Source organism: Cytobacillus sp. (assembly GCF_964223445.1).
Lineage (GTDB): Bacteria > Bacillota > Bacilli > Bacillales > Cytobacillaceae > Cytobacillus.
In genome coordinates, this window is sequence record NZ_CAXQGS010000046.1 from 45186 (window position 1) to 59569 (window position 14384).

Sequence of the window (14384 nt, forward strand, 5' to 3'; positions counted from 1 at the left end):
AGCCATTGTTAGCTCTCCGGTTTTATTTCTTTAATCATATTCTGGTGCAGCCGATTAACGATTACTCTTTTTCGATATAGCATAATGCCTGCTTCTGCAATATCATTTACGGCTGAGCGATTAATGAAAGCTCCAAACAGCAGTCCGGCTATCGGGATCATTTGGAAAAGTTTTTTCCAGCCAATTTGGTCCCTGTAAGAAAACACAACTTCTCTCCATCCCTGAAGCTCGGAAACGACTTCCCTTTTTGGTCCTTCTTCTATAGATCCAAACATGGATAGCTGCTGCAGAATGGCTTTTTTTCCTACAATGTCACTGGAAACAAATTGCAGAATTTTTACGATGAACATCCTTTCATTTTTATCAGCTGGATCAAAGCCATAGCAAATCGCGATATCCTGCAGTGTTTTTAGTTGAATGCCAAGGAGAAGCGGGATATCAATGGTCAGGGTGAAAATCCCTCCGACCCCAGTACTCGCACCTTGCAATGCAGCGGTTCTTTTTCGGTTTGAGCTTAGCTTTTCGGCGGCTTCATCCATCTTTGATATGGGAAGGGCAACTACATCCTGCAGTGTATGAATATTTTGTTCGGGATAATAATTCTTTAACGCTGAAGCTGAGCTTAAATATCTTCCTCCTGATTGAATATATGTGCCAAGCTCATCAAGAATCACTCCAACCTTTTTTTGTATGAACTCGGGTGTGAATCTATCAATAAGCTTAAAAGGGAGTCTGCCCAGCTTCTCCCAAAACCATAAATCACCTTGGTCTTTTTCCCATTCTTCACATTTTCTTAATTCATTTATTAAATGTTCTCTTGGTTCAATCATATTTTAAAGTCCTCTCCTTCTTCAATAATTACTATACGGCAGTTTAAAGCAAAAGTTTCAATTCTTTCACAAACAATTCTCTTTGTATATTCCTACTATTCATGGTAAGATTCTTATAATAGAATAGGATTTCCTTCGGGGCAGGGTGAAATTCCCAACCGGCGGTGATGAGGGTACGCCCTCTTAGTCCGTGACCCGGTTTTATAAGTAGAGATGCAAGGTGCATGCGCTTTTCAAAAAGATAAGTTTGCATTAATTCTGAAGCTAGATAAGTGTCTAGCTCCAGGCGCCATCGGCTTTTCTTATGAAAACGGTGGATTTGGTGAAACTCCAAAGCCGACAGTGAAAGTCTGGATGGGAGAAGGAATGATTATAGTGCTGCGTTCAAAAAAATTTTTTTTAAACGCTTATTTCGTCATGTGATTTTGCCCCGTTTCACCTAGCTGGTGTACGGGGTTTTGCCGTTTCATACTTAATTTGGAGAAATAGTAAGGGAAGGAGGATTCAGATAATTTGAACCATCAGGAATATATGAAGTTAGCCATCAGTCTGGCAGCGGCCGCGAAAGGCCAAACCAGCCCTAACCCGCAGGTGGGTGCGGTTGTTGTAAAAAATGGTGAAATTCTGGGGATGGGTGCTCACCTGAAAGCAGGAACTCCCCATGCTGAAGTCCATGCGATTGCTGCAGCTGGCGATAAGGCTAAAGGCGCTGATATTTATGTCACTCTTGAGCCATGCAGCCATTTTGGAAGGACTCCGCCATGCGCAGACTTAATCATTAATTCAGGAATTAATAGGGTTTTTATTGCTTCTGAGGATCCAAATCCTCTTGTTTCCGGCAAAGGAATTGAAAGGATGCAGGATGCCGGGATTGAAGTAGTGACCGGCATATTGAGGGAGGAAGCAGATGCCCTAAATGAACCATTTTTTCATTTTATAAAAACAAAGACACCATATGTAACCATTAAAGCAGCCTCATCGTTTGATGGGAAAACAGCTGCAAAAACCGGTGACAGCAAATGGATTACCTCTCCAGAATCCAGGCAGGATGTACATCGGCTACGGCATGAACATGACGCGATACTTACAGGTATAAATACGATCATTCACGATAATCCTCTTTTAACCGCCAGGCTGCCCCAAGGCGGAAAAAATCCCATTCGAGTTATATTAGATACAAATCTCAGAATTCCGGCTGACGCAAAAGTCATTCGAGATCAGTCTGTAAAGACCATAATCTTTACCGGCAGAGAAATAGATCGGTCAAAGGCAGAAGAGATAAAGAAGTATGGTGCTGAAATTTTTTCTTTTCCTGCTAATGAGGTGCCGATTAAAGAAGTTTTAAAAAATTTAGGTGAAAGAAATATCATGACTTTATTTGTTGAAGGCGGATCAGAGGTTCATGCTTCATTAATAAAAAGCGGTTTCTTTCAGCAGATAATCCTTTATATGGCTCCTAAAATTATTGGAGGCAGCGAGGCGATTCCATTTATTGGCGGAGACGGTGCCGACTATGTAAAAGATGCCCCTGTACTGGAATTCACAGAAATTGAAAGGATTGGCGGCGACCTTAGAATTACCGCAAAACCGCTGAGGGAGGCCAAGGAATAATGTTTACTGGGATTATTGAGGAATTGGGAACAGTAAAAAAAGTAGTTCAGCAAGGCAAGGCCATGAAACTGACGATTCAGGCCTCCAAAGTTTTATCAGATGTTCAACTGGGAGACAGCATTTCTGTAAATGGCGTATGCCTTACGGTTACAGAATATGCGAGAAATGAATTTTCAGCAGATGTCATGCCTGAAACATTTAAAAGCACTTCGCTTTCTGCCATTAAAGAGCGAACAAAAGTCAATCTGGAGAGGGCGATGTCGGCAAATGGCCGATTTGGCGGGCATTTTGTGACAGGGCATGTTGATGGAACAGGTCAAATCTTAAAAAAAACAGCGAGTGAAAATGCCATTTATATACAGATATCTGTACCGAGTGCATTAAGCCATTTGCTTATCATGAAAGGATCAATCGCTGTGGATGGGATTTCCCTGACAGTTTTCGGCAATGGAGACAATACCGTTACTGTCTCGATCATTCCGCACACAGCAAGTGAAACGGTACTCGGCTTCAAAGCAGCGGGAGACATCGTTAACCTTGAGTTTGACATGCTTGCCAAATATCTGTATTCCTTCATGAACAGGCAGCAGGAAAGCACATCGCCTAAAGAAGCAATTTCAGAGCGATTCCTTAAGGAGAACGGCTTCTTATAATTAGCAAAAGGAGGGTCAATAAACCATGTTCAGTGAAATAAATGAGGCATTAGAAGATTTAAAAGCAGGAAAAGTCATCATTGTCTGTGATGATGAAGATAGGGAAAATGAAGGGGATTTTCTGGCAATTGCGGAATATGCGAAACCCGATACGATCAACTTTATGGCTAAAGAAGGCAGAGGTCTGATTTGTACACCTATCACTGAGGAGCTGGCTGAAAAGCTGGAACTGAATCCAATGGCAGAAGTAAACACTGACAGTCATGGAACAGCTTTCACAATCAGTATTGACCATGTGAAAACCACTACAGGGATCAGCGCATTTGAGCGTGCATTCACTATTAAAGAAATGCTTGAGGAAGACGCTAAACCTGCAGACTTTTCCCGGCCGGGACATGTTTTTCCGCTGGTGGCCAAAAAAGGAGGAGTCCTAAGGCGTGCAGGCCATACAGAGGCTGCGGTCGATCTGGCACGTCTTGCCGGTGCAGCACCAGCCGGGATTATCTGTGAAATTATGAAAGATGATGGAACCATGGCTCGAGTGGATGACCTGGAAAAAGTGGCTGAAAAGTTTAACTTAAAAATGATTACTATTCAGCAATTGATAGAGTATCGATTGAAGCATGACTCCATTGTAAAAAGGGAAGTGGAGATACAGCTTCCAACAGAATTTGGAGATTTTAGAGCGGTAGGTTATACAAACACAATCGATGGAAAAGACCATGTTGCTCTTGTAAAGGGAGAAATCGATGAACACGAACCCGTATTGCTTCGTGTTCATTCGGAGTGTTTGACCGGGGATGTATTCGGGTCTAACCGCTGTGACTGCGGGCCGCAGCTTGAAGCAGCATTATCGCAGATTGAAGAGGAAGGCCGGGGAATCCTTTTATATATGAGACAGGAAGGGCGCGGCATCGGCCTGATCAATAAATTGAAAGCCTATAAGCTGCAGGAAGAGGGCTACGATACCGTTGAAGCAAATCATAAGCTCGGATTTAAGGACGATCTTCGCGACTATGGGGTAGGTGCACAAATCCTTAGAGATCTCGGGGTAAAAAAAATGCGCCTGCTAACCAATAATCCCCGCAAAATAGCTGGACTGGGAGGCTATGGGCTGGAGGTATCCGAACGGGTTCCTCTTCAAATGCCTGCCAAATCTGAAAATGAGATTTACTTAAAAACAAAGAAAACAAAACTTGGGCATTTATTACAATTTTAAGGGAGCGATTAGAGATGAAAAAGGTAATCGAAGGACATTTAGTAGGAACAGGATTAAAAATGGCAATTGTAGTGTCGCGTTTTAATGAATTCATTACAGGCAAGCTTTTAAGCGGAGCGGAAGATGCACTTAAGCGCCACGGAGTAAGCGAAGAAGATGTGACTGTTGTTTGGGTTCCTGGAGCTTTCGAAATCCCGCTGGCAGCTAAAAAGCTATCCCAATCCGGAAAATATGATGCAGTCATCACCCTTGGCACAGTGATCCGCGGAGCAACACCGCATTTTGATTTTGTGAGCGGCGAAGTGGCTAAAGGGGTCTCAGCGACTGCATTGCAGAGCGGTGTCCCTGTAATCTTCGGTGTTCTTACAACTGACACGATTGAACAGGCAATTGAGCGTGCAGGCACCAAAGCCGGAAACAAAGGATGGGAAGCGGCTGTTGGAGCTATTGAAATGGGCAATCTGTATAGACAATTAACTGACGGTGAATAAGGTTCCGCATTTTTACAGCGTGAAAAAAATAAGTGTATGCTTACAAGTGCAACAGTCTTGCCCTGTTGCTATATCTATCAAAAATCAGCGGGGAAATATCCGCTGATTTTTTTTTTAGAAAAATATGAGCAGACGTCTGACCTTTCTATTGGCAGAAAGGTTTTTTTTTGATAAAATACAGCTTGTGGCTCACCCGTTCTTTTAACTGATCACTCTTAACTGAGGGATATATACGGGGAGAGCGGGTAGGGAGAGGGCTAATTGAATAGATAGGTAGTATATATGAATAAGTGGTTTAACCAGCTTTTTCAGCTTGATTCAAATGGAACAACTGTAAAAAGGGAGGTTATGGCTGGGGCAATCGGCTTTTTTACGATTGTTTATATTATCGCAGTTAACTCTCTAATTCTCTCTGAAGCAGGAATTCCGCTGGAAGCAGCCATTTTTGCAACCATTATAACATCGGTTGCCGGCTGTTTGATTATGGGGTTTTGGGCAAATGTACCGATTCTCCTTGTGCCTGGAATGGGAATTAACGCTTTATTTTCCTATACAATGGTCCAATCCATGGGCTTATCCTGGCAGGAAGCATTAGCTGTTGTCTTTATATCTGGTCTGATCTTTGTATTCGTGGCTTTTTCGCGATTCGCAAAGACATTGAGCGAATCGATTCCACACTCACTTAAAGAAGCAATAACAGTGGGGCTCGGACTTTTCTTGATGCTGATCGGACTTGAAAAAGGCGGAATCGTTGAAAAAGGGACAAACTCCATTATTGCTATGGGTGAACTTGGAGACCCGCAAGTGCTTGCGACCATCTTAACGTTCTTGCTTGCCATCATTTTATTCATGCGCAATGTGCCTGGCAACTTTTTGATTACTGTTGCAGCAGGAACATTGATAGCATGGGCTTTTGGTCCAATTAATGTGCAAAATACCGATGAAAAGCCGTTCGCTCTTTCCGATTATATGGAAGTTTTTGGAGCGATGTCATTTGATAACTTGCTTTCCATCACTTTTTGGATTGCCATTTTTTCATTAACAATGGTTCTTGTATTTGAAAATATCGGATTAGTTCACGGTCATGTTGGATTTATAAATAGGCCGGAACAGTTTAAGCGTGCTTTTCAGGCAACTTCAGTTTCTGCATTATTGTCAGGTATTTTTGGGACAAGCCCGACTGTAGCAACGGTTGAAAGTGCAGCGAGTATGGCTGCCGGCGGACGTACAGGATTGACAGCAGTTACAACTGGATTGCTGTTTATGCTATCAGCATTCTTTATTCCTGTTATTAAATTGATTCCCAACAGTGCAATTGCACCTATTCTTATCATTATTGGCGGACTGATGCTTCAAAACATCCGCAACCTTGACTTAAAGGATATGAGCGAAAGCTTTCCAGCTATCTTTATCATTGCGATGATCCCGTTCACGTATAGTATTGCGGACGGCATTGCCATTGGATTTATTCTTTATCCAATCTTAAAGATCTCGATTGGCAAAGCAAGGGAAGTTTCATTTGCATTGTATGTCATAGCTGCTTTATTTTTATTCAACTTTGTTTTTCATGTCATTAGTTAATATAGATAGTAGGATGCCTATTGGGGCATCCTTTTTCTTTTTTACTGAACAAAGGAAAATGGGGAATTTTGTATAAAAATATAAAAATTTCTATTTATTCAACAAGTTTCGACATACTCAATAAATGAATTGAGCTACTATAGGTCTATAGTGATATGGCGTTTTCGGAGGTATGTCAATGGAAGTGTTTGTAGCAAGGCAGCCGATTTTCAATTCTAAAGAAGAAGTGTTTGCTTATGAGCTTCTGTATAGGAATAATCAGGTGAATGCCTTCCCAGAAATAGATGAAGATCAGGCCACAGCTGAGGTTATTATTAATAGTTTTTTAAATATAGGGATTGACCGTCTTTCTGAAGGAAAGCCATGTTTTATTAATTTTACGGAAAAATTGCTGAAGCTCAAGCTCCCTGCATATTTTAGGCCTCGGGAAATCGTTGTCGAAATCCTTGAAACTGTTGAGCCTAGTGCAGAACTGGTCAATATTTGCAAAGATTTGAAGGAACTAGGTTATCAGATAGCACTTGATGATTATGTATTCAATGAAACCAATCCGTTTGCAAGACAATTGCTGAAATACGCTGATATCATAAAGGTGGACTTTCTTAATACACCAAAAGATATGCGGGAAAGAATTGAAGTGCTTGTTAATCAGCTCAAAATTAAAACAGTTGCTGAAAAGGTTGAGACAAGAGAGTGCTACGAAGAAGCGAAAAGAAGGGGTTACGATTATTTTCAGGGTTATTTTTTTGCGAAGCCTGTCATTATGTCTACACATGATGTCCCGTCCTATTTTCAATCATATTATGAGATGATTCAAAACCTGTCAAATGAGGAGCCAAGTCTTGACCGCATAACTGAATTAATCGAACGAGACATATCACTGTCGTATAAATTGCTGAAACTAATAAACTCCCCGGCTTACCGTCCAAAGCAAAAGATAAATTCAATCCGCCAGGCCATAGTTCTGCTGGGATTGATAGAACTTGAAAAGTGGATCTATGTATTGGCGGTGAGGGAAAATATTATTCAAAACTCCCAATTGGCTGAAGAGACAATCAGATTGTCAATGACTCGTGCCAAAATGTGCGAGGAAATTGGGAGGCTCAGGACCGGAAAAGGTGTTTCGGCCAGTTATTTTATAACAGGGATGTTTTCATTAATGGATTCATTGCTGAATATCCCGATGAGTCAAATTCTCGATGAACTTCCTTTGCAGGATGATATTTGTGAAGCACTCCGAGGGAAAACTAATAAGCTGAAAGAGATACTCGATCTTGCTTTTGCGGTAGAGAAAGCACAATGGAGCAGGATCGGCGAAATGTGTGAGAAACTGAATGTTGATGAAAAAACCATTTTTAAGATCTATTCAGAATCGTTAGCCTGGTCCAGTCAGCTTATGAATCCTGAAAAACATACCAGCAAACAGCCGATCTAATATATTAGCCTCGGTGCTATTACAGATATCTTTTCTGCGGCTTAATATATCTTTTCAATTCTGCGGCCATTTTCCTTTTAACAGACAACGGAATGTCTGCCTGGGAAAGGTCCTCGGGGAAGGGGTAAATTCCATAGTCATTAAAACGCACCCGGATAATCCCTTCATATACAATTGTTTTATTAAAAAATGCCGTTGTTTCTACAAAGGCGTTTTTTTCATTAATAACGCTTCCAAACTCTTCGATCCGCTGTATGAAAAATTTAAATGTATAAAGATCAGTATTAATATCGTTCACTTCCCTAAATGCCGGAACTTATCAGTTTTCTAATAAGTTAATAATATAATAAAGAAAACAATTATTGAATAATACATACTTTTATGGCACTCTTATTTATAAGTTGAGCTACAAATGGTTTGGAGGTATTACTATGAACATTGAACTGCTGAAATGTCATGGATCAGGAAATGATTTCTTTATAATAGACGAAATTTCCCATACGTATAATTTTACAGAAGAGAATCGTGCTGAGCTTGCCAAAGCAATATGTGACCGCACCACTGAACTTGGAGCAGATGGAATTCTTTTCGTGTTAAAAAGCGAAAAAGCAGATGCCAGGATGCGTGTTTTTAATCCGGATGGATCAGAAGCCTCCATGTGCGGAAATGGATTAAGATGCGTTGCCCGTTATGTATGTGAACTTCTTGGTCTAAAAGAAGCTATCATTGAAACCATGAAAGCGGATTTGCAGGTGAAAAAGCAAGAGGACATCTTTGAGGATATTCCAACTTATCTTGTTGAAATATCACCTGTTTCATTCGATTTGAAGGATCTTCCTTTGGTTCTCGATAAAGAAACTTTAATTAATGAAAAAGTCAGCGGGATTTCAGAGGAATTAGCTTTTACGGCCTTAGCAGTCCCTAATCCCCATTTTGTTTCCATTGTGGAGAAAGAGCATATTACATCTGACCTGCAAAAAAAGATCAGCGAATATTTGAACGGGCCGAATGATTTCTTTCCTGATGGAGTAAATGTCAGCTTTGTAAAGCCACTAAAAAAAGGGCATATTTATGTAAGGACATTTGAGCGGGGAGTAGGATTTACCAATGCCTGCGGTACTGCCATGTCCGCTTCAACACTTGTCACTTGCATGAATGGGCTTAATAATATCGAAGAGCCTGTTGAGGTATACAATAATGGCGGAAAAGTTCGCTGTGTAGTTCATGAGAAGAATGGCAGACAGTCCATTGATTTAATTGGGAATGCCAGCTATGTTTACCGCTGTGAAGCGGAAATCAATTTGGAAAAACCAGCGGAGTTCACCCTGTCCCAGAAAGAGGAATATACTGAAGAAATTAAGCAGTATGCCAAACTTCAGGAATATGCCCAAGCAATACTTAAAGAATGGATGTAGGATAAGGCACTGGCCTTATCCTTTTTTGTTTTGCTGTTTTAAAAAATCGAGCACCGGAGAAAAGGGCTGAATTTCCTTTGTCTGAAAATAAGAACTGAATGGATCTCCATCGCTGTTTACCCTTTTTATAAGGTTGATTATCTGAAACCGCTCCATTGTTAATTTCTCGTTGACTTCATCCCAAAACAGAGGAGAAGCAACAGTCGCTGCCTTATTTCCTCTTGCTGAATAAGGAGCGATGATTGTCTTGCCTTCTGCATGCTGGATATAATCCACATAAAGCCTGCCTCCCCGATTTTTCTTTAATCTTTCTGTTGTAAAAGAATCGGGGTCTTTGGAAATTAGATACTGGGCAATAAATTCGGTAAACAGCCGGGTATCATCAAAACTATACGTATTTTCCTGCAGCGGGATATAGATTTGCAGACCCTTATTGCCGGATGTTTTAACAAAGCTGATTAACTTCAGCTGATCAAGCACCTCTTTAATCAATAGAGCAGCTTTAATGGCAAGATGAAAAGCGTCCCTCGAAGGAGGATCTAAATCAAACACTATTTCGCTTGGTCCCTTGCTGTAAATAGTCTTAAATGGGATATGATATTCAAATGCAAGCTGGTTGCCAAGCCAGAGCAGCGTTTGAAGATTATTGCAGACAATATAGTTAATGCCTTCTGACATTTCGGTTTCCACAAAATCCGGTGCGTAATCCGGACAATTTTTCTGATAGAATGGTTCAGCAAAGATCCCATGCGGATAGCGGATTACAGTTAAAAGCCTGTTTTTTAAAAATGGCAGCATATATGGAGCAATCTCTCTTAAAAAGTGAATATAATCAACCTTTTGAATAGCTGGTGTTTCCCATAATGGCTTATCTGGATGGGTGATTTCTATTTCGGGAGGCAGGTTTTTCTGCTGTTGTATAAATTTATCATAAGTGCAGGCATCAGGCTTCAAATCGAAGCGAAACTGGTGAAAGTGCGGTTCGCGCATTTGATCCTCATAAATCTCCAGATACTTAACTTCCACACATATGGCTGGTTCTACATAAATAAATTGGCTGTTTTCATCTGTTTTATTATCTTTGATTATTTGGAACAAGGCTTGTTTTTCATCGGGCTTCAACCCAAAAAGAAACTGTCCGATTGCAATGACAGCATCCCCCTGGTACACACCAGCATAAAAGTAGCCATTTGATTTTTCATATGCAGTGATAAAGCAGGAAACGTATTTCCAATTCTTGAATTTTAGCCATAAAGATGATCTCTTTCCTTCTTCCCATTTATTCTTCAGTTGCTTTGCCACGATTCCTTCTCCATCATGCAGGACAATTTTTTCCCAAAGTTCATTAAAGCTGCGGTATGGAGGGATTAATTGTATCAGCCTCGGATCCTTCTCATCAGGTTTTAAAGGCATATTACAATCTTTAAACAATGCTTCCAATTCCGCTTTTCTTGAAGCGTATACATTATCAGTCATTTTTTTACCTTTTACCATCAAAATGTCAAAAATGAGAAGACGGCATGGGGCAGTTTTTGCTTTCTCTTGAATTTTCTTTTCAGACCTCATTCTGCCCCTCACCTGGATGGACCCAAAATGAGCTTTATAGGCATTCTCCAGAAAGACTAATTCTCCATCTAATGTTAGTGGAAGGTATGGTTCGAATTTATCTTTGTTTTGCTCCAAATATGCCTTAATTTCCGGGAAAAGATGTAATAAGGGCTTATCGTTTCTGCTTGTCAGTCTGGGTTCTTTGTCCAGGTGCAGGATTGCTCTAAAACCATCATACTTTGCTTCAAAGAGCCACTCCTTCTCTTCCGGAACATCGAAAGTTAGTGTAGGCAGCATAGGTCTCATTCAATTTGGCCTCCCTTCTGCAATCGTCATATTAGTTTTGGCCATTGCCGCTAAAACTACTCAGTTTCCAAATGTTTTAGCGTATCTCCGATTTAGTTAATACACAAATTATGATTACTACATCTAATAGGAATGGGAGTTTGACTATGCATACAATGTGGAAAGGGAGCATCAGTTTTGGGCTGGTGAATATTCCAATTAAGCTGCACTCGGCTACAGAAGATAAGGATATAAAACTGCGGAACCTTCATAAAGAATGTCATTCGCCAATTAAATATGAGAAGACATGTCCTGTTTGTGAAGTAGAAATTAAAAATGAGGATATTGTAAAAGCTTATGAATACACAAAAGGAAAGTTTGTGGTTTTAGAGGATGAGGATTTAGAAAAGCTTAAACAGGAAAATGAGGATAAAGCTGTCGAGATTATGGACTTTGTAAAAATACAGGAGATTGATCCGATTTATTATAACCGTACTTATTATATGTCTCCAGGGGACGGAGGAGGGAAAGCCTATTCCCTTTTAAGAAAAGCTCTTGAGACGTCAGAAAAGGTAGGTTTGGCCAAAATCATTATTCGATCCAAAGAACAGCTGGCTGTGGTCCGGGTATATGAAAACACTCTTGTGATGGAGACGATTCATTACCCCGATGAAGTACGAAAGGCTGCGGATGTGCCAAATGTACCTGCAGAAGACAAAGTGACTGATAAGGAAATCGATACTGCCATCATGCTGATTGATCAATTAACCACTGAATTTAAGCCCGAGAAATATAATGATGACTACCGGACAGCTCTTTTGGAGCTAATCGAAGCAAAACGTACTGGCAAAGATATAGTCACACCTGTTGAAAAAGAACCTGCAGCCAATGTAACCGACCTTATGGCTGCCCTGCAGGCATCCATTGATAAAACTAAGCCTGCTGAAACAGAAACAAAGAAAAAACCGGCAGCTAAAAAGAAACGTGCTCCTGCAAAAACAAAAGCAAAAAAGCAGGCTTAATAGAAAAAACCGAATTTGCTGGTGCAAACTCGGTTTTTTAATGATAAACTATTCATTTTTAAAGAAAATCTCAAAAAATGTTCCGTTTACCAAAGTTAGTGGTAATCCTATAAATAAAAAGGATTTGGATAAATGAACAGGAAGAATATAACATTTAAAAATATCATCTACTTAGCGTTGGCAGCTGCGATTTTTGGGGGGTTTTTGCTGCTTTTTATTGAAATAGTGGACGAATTGAAGGAAAATGAGCTAATTCGATTTGATGAAGCTGTCATTCAGTATGTACAGGCATTTATTTCTCCCCGGCTCACAGAATATATGAGTGTGATTACTTTTTTAGGGTCGGTAAAATTGCTGGCTTTTTCTGTACTTTTGGCAGCTGTACTTTTGTTTTTGTTTAAAAAGACTTCACTTGCATGGTTCATGGTTCTTTCATCTGGTCTTGGAGCACTTTTTAACTTGCTGCTGAAATGGATTTTCAAAAGAGAACGACCGGATATCAGACCTCTGATCGAGGAGCAGGGGTTCAGTTTTCCGAGCGGACATTCAATGGGATCTTTTATTTTTTATGGCTCGCTGGCCTATATGATCATCCATTTGGCAAAAAGAAAACGATGGAAGACTGCATGGACACTGATGCTTGGCTGCTTTATCATCATGATTGGATTAAGCCGCATCTATTTAGGCGTACACTTTCCTAGTGATGTTATTGCCGGTTTTGCAGCCGGAGGTGCCTGGCTGACAATAATGATAATTGGATTCCGCTATTATGAGTACCGCAAAAATGTATAATGGGTATTGAGAAATGCTCACATTCTTTATAACATAGGGAAATAACAGAAACAGGAGTGGAAAGAATGAATCAAAAAATTTTGCCGGCATCTTCTAACATGAAAGAATTTGAAAAGTTCCTGGATAGTCCCTATGAAATTGGTGTATTTCTCGATATGCACATTTCGCAGCTGAAGAATGTTTCGCAGATGGCAAAAGCACATAGCAAAAAAATGATTTATCATGTTGATCTGATTCATGGCTTGAAAAGCGATGACTATGCCGCAGAATATATTTGCCAGGAATTTAAGCCTTACGGGCTAATTTCTACGAAATCCAGCGTCATCCTGAAAGCAAAGCAAAAAGGAGTGATCGCAGTCCAGAGGATTTTCCTCATCGATTCGCACGCACTTGAAAAAAGTTATAAATTAATCGAGAAAACCAGGCCGGACTACATAGAAGTGTTGCCGGGTGCCATGCCATGGATGATAAAAGAAGTGAATGAACGTTTGAATACCCCCATATTTGCTGGAGGACTCATCCGCTCAGAAGAAGAAGTGAAGAATGCGCTTGATGCAGGAGCAGCTGCCATTACAACATCAAAAATAGAAATATGGGAAAGGTTTTCATAAAAATGTTCAAGAAACGTTTGACAACGTTTTCATAGACTTGTATACTCGGTTTAACAAGTTAATTTATGTGTCGGAGATTAGGAGATTCACACAGTTTTGCCTTTGAAGGCTTAATCTGTCGTGAATCTCCTTTTTTGTTTCCGAACATCCAAATGGGAAAGGGGATTTTTCAGATGTCTGCTTATATGGGAGAAATAATTGGAACGATGATCTTGATTATTTTTGGAGGAGGCGTTGTTGCAGGGGCGAATTTAAAAAAGACCTTCTCTTTTAATGGAGGATGGATTGTTATCACAATTGCCTGGGGACTTGCTGTAACGATGGGGGTTTTTGCTGTAGGATCGATTAGCGGGGCACACTTGAATCCTGCTGTAACGATCGGATTTGCGCTTAGCGGGGATTTCCCTTGGGCAGACGTGCCTGGCTATATTCTGGCTCAAGTCCTGGGAGGTTTTTTGGGAGGGGTTATTGTATTCCTTCACTATCTGCCTCACTGGAAAGAAACAGAAGACCAGGGTGCAAAGCTTGCTGTTTTCTCAACAAGTCCTGCAATTTCCCATACATTTTCAAATTTATTGAGTGAAATAATTGGGACGTTTATTCTTGTACTGGGATTGATGTTTATTGGAGCAAATCAATTTACAGAAGGCTTAAATCCGATTGCTGTAGGCCTTCTGATTGTTGTAATCGGAATGTCGCTCGGAGGGACAACTGGCTATGCGATTAATCCAGCTCGAGACCTGGGACCGCGCATTGCTCATTTTCTTCTTCCCATTGCAGGAAAAGGGAAATCGAACTGGGGGTATGCATGGATACCGGTAGCGGGTCCAATCCTAGGGGGATTAATGGGCTCAAGCTTCTACCAAGAGATCGGAAGAGCACACGTCTGAA

The 14384-nt window shown here is 40.6% G+C and carries 14 protein-coding genes and 1 riboswitch; of the genes, 11 read left to right on the plus strand and 3 right to left on the minus strand.

Annotation, left to right across the window (positions count from 1 at the left end):
• Positions 1–8: 8 nt before the first annotated feature.
• Positions 9–830, minus strand: a complete 822-nt coding sequence (locus ACEQ1T_RS07100; RefSeq protein ID WP_206837802.1) for an EcsC family protein — start codon at positions 828–830, stop codon at positions 9–11.
• Positions 831–957: 127 nt separating this feature from the next.
• Positions 958–1200: riboswitch (FMN riboswitch) on the plus strand.
• A 143-nt stretch (positions 1201–1343) separates the two neighbouring features.
• Here ACEQ1T_RS07100 and ribD point away from each other — a divergent pair.
• From ribD to ACEQ1T_RS07130, 6 genes are all read left to right on the plus strand, one after another.
• Positions 1344–2441, plus strand: coding sequence for a bifunctional diaminohydroxyphosphoribosylaminopyrimidine deaminase/5-amino-6-(5-phosphoribosylamino)uracil reductase RibD (gene ribD, locus ACEQ1T_RS07105; RefSeq protein ID WP_206837799.1), 1098 nt, complete (start codon positions 1344–1346; stop codon positions 2439–2441).
• Positions 2441–3094: a riboflavin synthase gene (gene ribE / locus ACEQ1T_RS07110; protein WP_370222232.1), complete on the plus strand. Its 654-nt coding sequence runs from the start codon at positions 2441–2443 to the stop codon at positions 3092–3094. Before ribD ends, ribE (ACEQ1T_RS07110) begins: the two co-directional genes overlap by 1 nt.
• Positions 3095–3119: 25 nt before the next feature.
• A complete protein-coding gene (locus ACEQ1T_RS07115; RefSeq protein ID WP_370222233.1) occupies positions 3120–4313 on the plus strand; it encodes a bifunctional 3,4-dihydroxy-2-butanone-4-phosphate synthase/GTP cyclohydrolase II in 1194 nt (397 codons plus the stop codon).
• A 14-nt stretch (positions 4314–4327) separates the two neighbouring features.
• Complete coding sequence (ribE, locus tag ACEQ1T_RS07120) at positions 4328–4804, plus strand: 6,7-dimethyl-8-ribityllumazine synthase (RefSeq protein WP_206837792.1); 477 nt, start codon at positions 4328–4330, stop codon at positions 4802–4804.
• A gap of 282 nt (positions 4805–5086) precedes the next feature.
• Positions 5087–6385, plus strand: coding sequence for an NCS2 family permease (locus ACEQ1T_RS07125; protein ID WP_370222234.1), 1299 nt, complete (start codon positions 5087–5089; stop codon positions 6383–6385).
• A gap of 178 nt (positions 6386–6563) precedes the next feature.
• The gene (locus ACEQ1T_RS07130; protein WP_370222235.1) at positions 6564–7820 is read left to right on the plus strand and encodes an EAL and HDOD domain-containing protein; all 1257 of its coding nucleotides are present in this window, start codon (positions 6564–6566) and stop codon (positions 7818–7820) included.
• A 19-nt stretch (positions 7821–7839) separates the two neighbouring features.
• Here ACEQ1T_RS07130 and ACEQ1T_RS07135 read toward each other — a convergent pair whose 3' ends face one another.
• Complete coding sequence (locus ACEQ1T_RS07135; protein WP_370222236.1) at positions 7840–8118, minus strand: hypothetical protein; 279 nt, start codon at positions 8116–8118, stop codon at positions 7840–7842.
• A gap of 133 nt (positions 8119–8251) precedes the next feature.
• Here ACEQ1T_RS07135 and dapF point away from each other — a divergent pair, with 133 nt between their 5' ends.
• The gene (dapF, locus tag ACEQ1T_RS07140) at positions 8252–9235 is read left to right on the plus strand and encodes a diaminopimelate epimerase (RefSeq protein ID WP_370222237.1); all 984 of its coding nucleotides are present in this window, start codon (positions 8252–8254) and stop codon (positions 9233–9235) included.
• Between the two features lie 15 nt (positions 9236–9250).
• Here the strand turns inward: dapF and ACEQ1T_RS07145 are convergent, their stop codons facing one another.
• Positions 9251–11089 carry a DNA ligase D gene (locus ACEQ1T_RS07145; RefSeq protein ID WP_370222238.1) on the minus strand — a complete coding sequence of 613 codons (1839 nt, stop codon included), beginning with the start codon at positions 11087–11089 and terminating at the stop codon, positions 9251–9253.
• Between the two features lie 146 nt (positions 11090–11235).
• Between ACEQ1T_RS07145 and ACEQ1T_RS07150 the strand changes: the two genes are divergently transcribed.
• From ACEQ1T_RS07150 to ACEQ1T_RS07165, 4 genes are all read left to right on the plus strand, one after another.
• Positions 11236–12090 (plus strand): Ku protein, encoded by an 855-nt coding sequence (locus tag ACEQ1T_RS07150; protein WP_206837778.1) that lies wholly within the window; start codon positions 11236–11238, stop codon positions 12088–12090.
• Positions 12091–12222: 132 nt separating this feature from the next.
• Positions 12223–12882 (plus strand): phosphatase PAP2 family protein, encoded by a 660-nt coding sequence (locus ACEQ1T_RS07155; RefSeq protein ID WP_370222239.1) that lies wholly within the window; start codon positions 12223–12225, stop codon positions 12880–12882.
• A gap of 65 nt (positions 12883–12947) precedes the next feature.
• Positions 12948–13493, plus strand: a complete 546-nt coding sequence (locus ACEQ1T_RS07160) for a glycerol-3-phosphate responsive antiterminator (protein ID WP_370222240.1) — start codon at positions 12948–12950, stop codon at positions 13491–13493.
• Between the two features lie 173 nt (positions 13494–13666).
• Entirely contained in the window at positions 13667–14383 is a 717-nt protein-coding gene (locus ACEQ1T_RS07165; protein WP_372530239.1) for an MIP/aquaporin family protein, read from the plus strand.
• Position 14384 lies beyond the last annotated feature (1 nt).

Coding starts and splice junctions, on each gene's coding strand:
- ACEQ1T_RS07100 (WP_206837802.1), bottom strand. CDS start 830: ATGATTGAACCAAGAGAACATTTAATAAATGAATTAAGAAAATGTGAA.
- ribE (WP_370222232.1), top strand. CDS start 2,441: ATGTTTACTGGGATTATTGAGGAATTGGGAACAGTAAAAAAAGTAGTT.
- ACEQ1T_RS07115 (WP_370222233.1), top strand. CDS start 3,120: ATGTTCAGTGAAATAAATGAGGCATTAGAAGATTTAAAAGCAGGAAAA.
- ribE (WP_206837792.1), top strand. CDS start 4,328: ATGAAAAAGGTAATCGAAGGACATTTAGTAGGAACAGGATTAAAAATG.
- ACEQ1T_RS07125 (WP_370222234.1), top strand. CDS start 5,087: ATGAATAAGTGGTTTAACCAGCTTTTTCAGCTTGATTCAAATGGAACA.
- ACEQ1T_RS07130 (WP_370222235.1), top strand. CDS start 6,564: ATGGAAGTGTTTGTAGCAAGGCAGCCGATTTTCAATTCTAAAGAAGAA.
- dapF (WP_370222237.1), top strand. CDS start 8,252: ATGAACATTGAACTGCTGAAATGTCATGGATCAGGAAATGATTTCTTT.
- ACEQ1T_RS07145 (WP_370222238.1), bottom strand. CDS start 11,089: ATGAGACCTATGCTGCCTACACTAACTTTCGATGTTCCGGAAGAGAAG.
- ACEQ1T_RS07150 (WP_206837778.1), top strand. CDS start 11,236: ATGCATACAATGTGGAAAGGGAGCATCAGTTTTGGGCTGGTGAATATT.
- ACEQ1T_RS07155 (WP_370222239.1), top strand. CDS start 12,223: ATGAACAGGAAGAATATAACATTTAAAAATATCATCTACTTAGCGTTG.
- ACEQ1T_RS07160 (WP_370222240.1), top strand. CDS start 12,948: ATGAATCAAAAAATTTTGCCGGCATCTTCTAACATGAAAGAATTTGAA.
- ACEQ1T_RS07165 (WP_372530239.1), top strand. CDS start 13,667: ATGTCTGCTTATATGGGAGAAATAATTGGAACGATGATCTTGATTATT.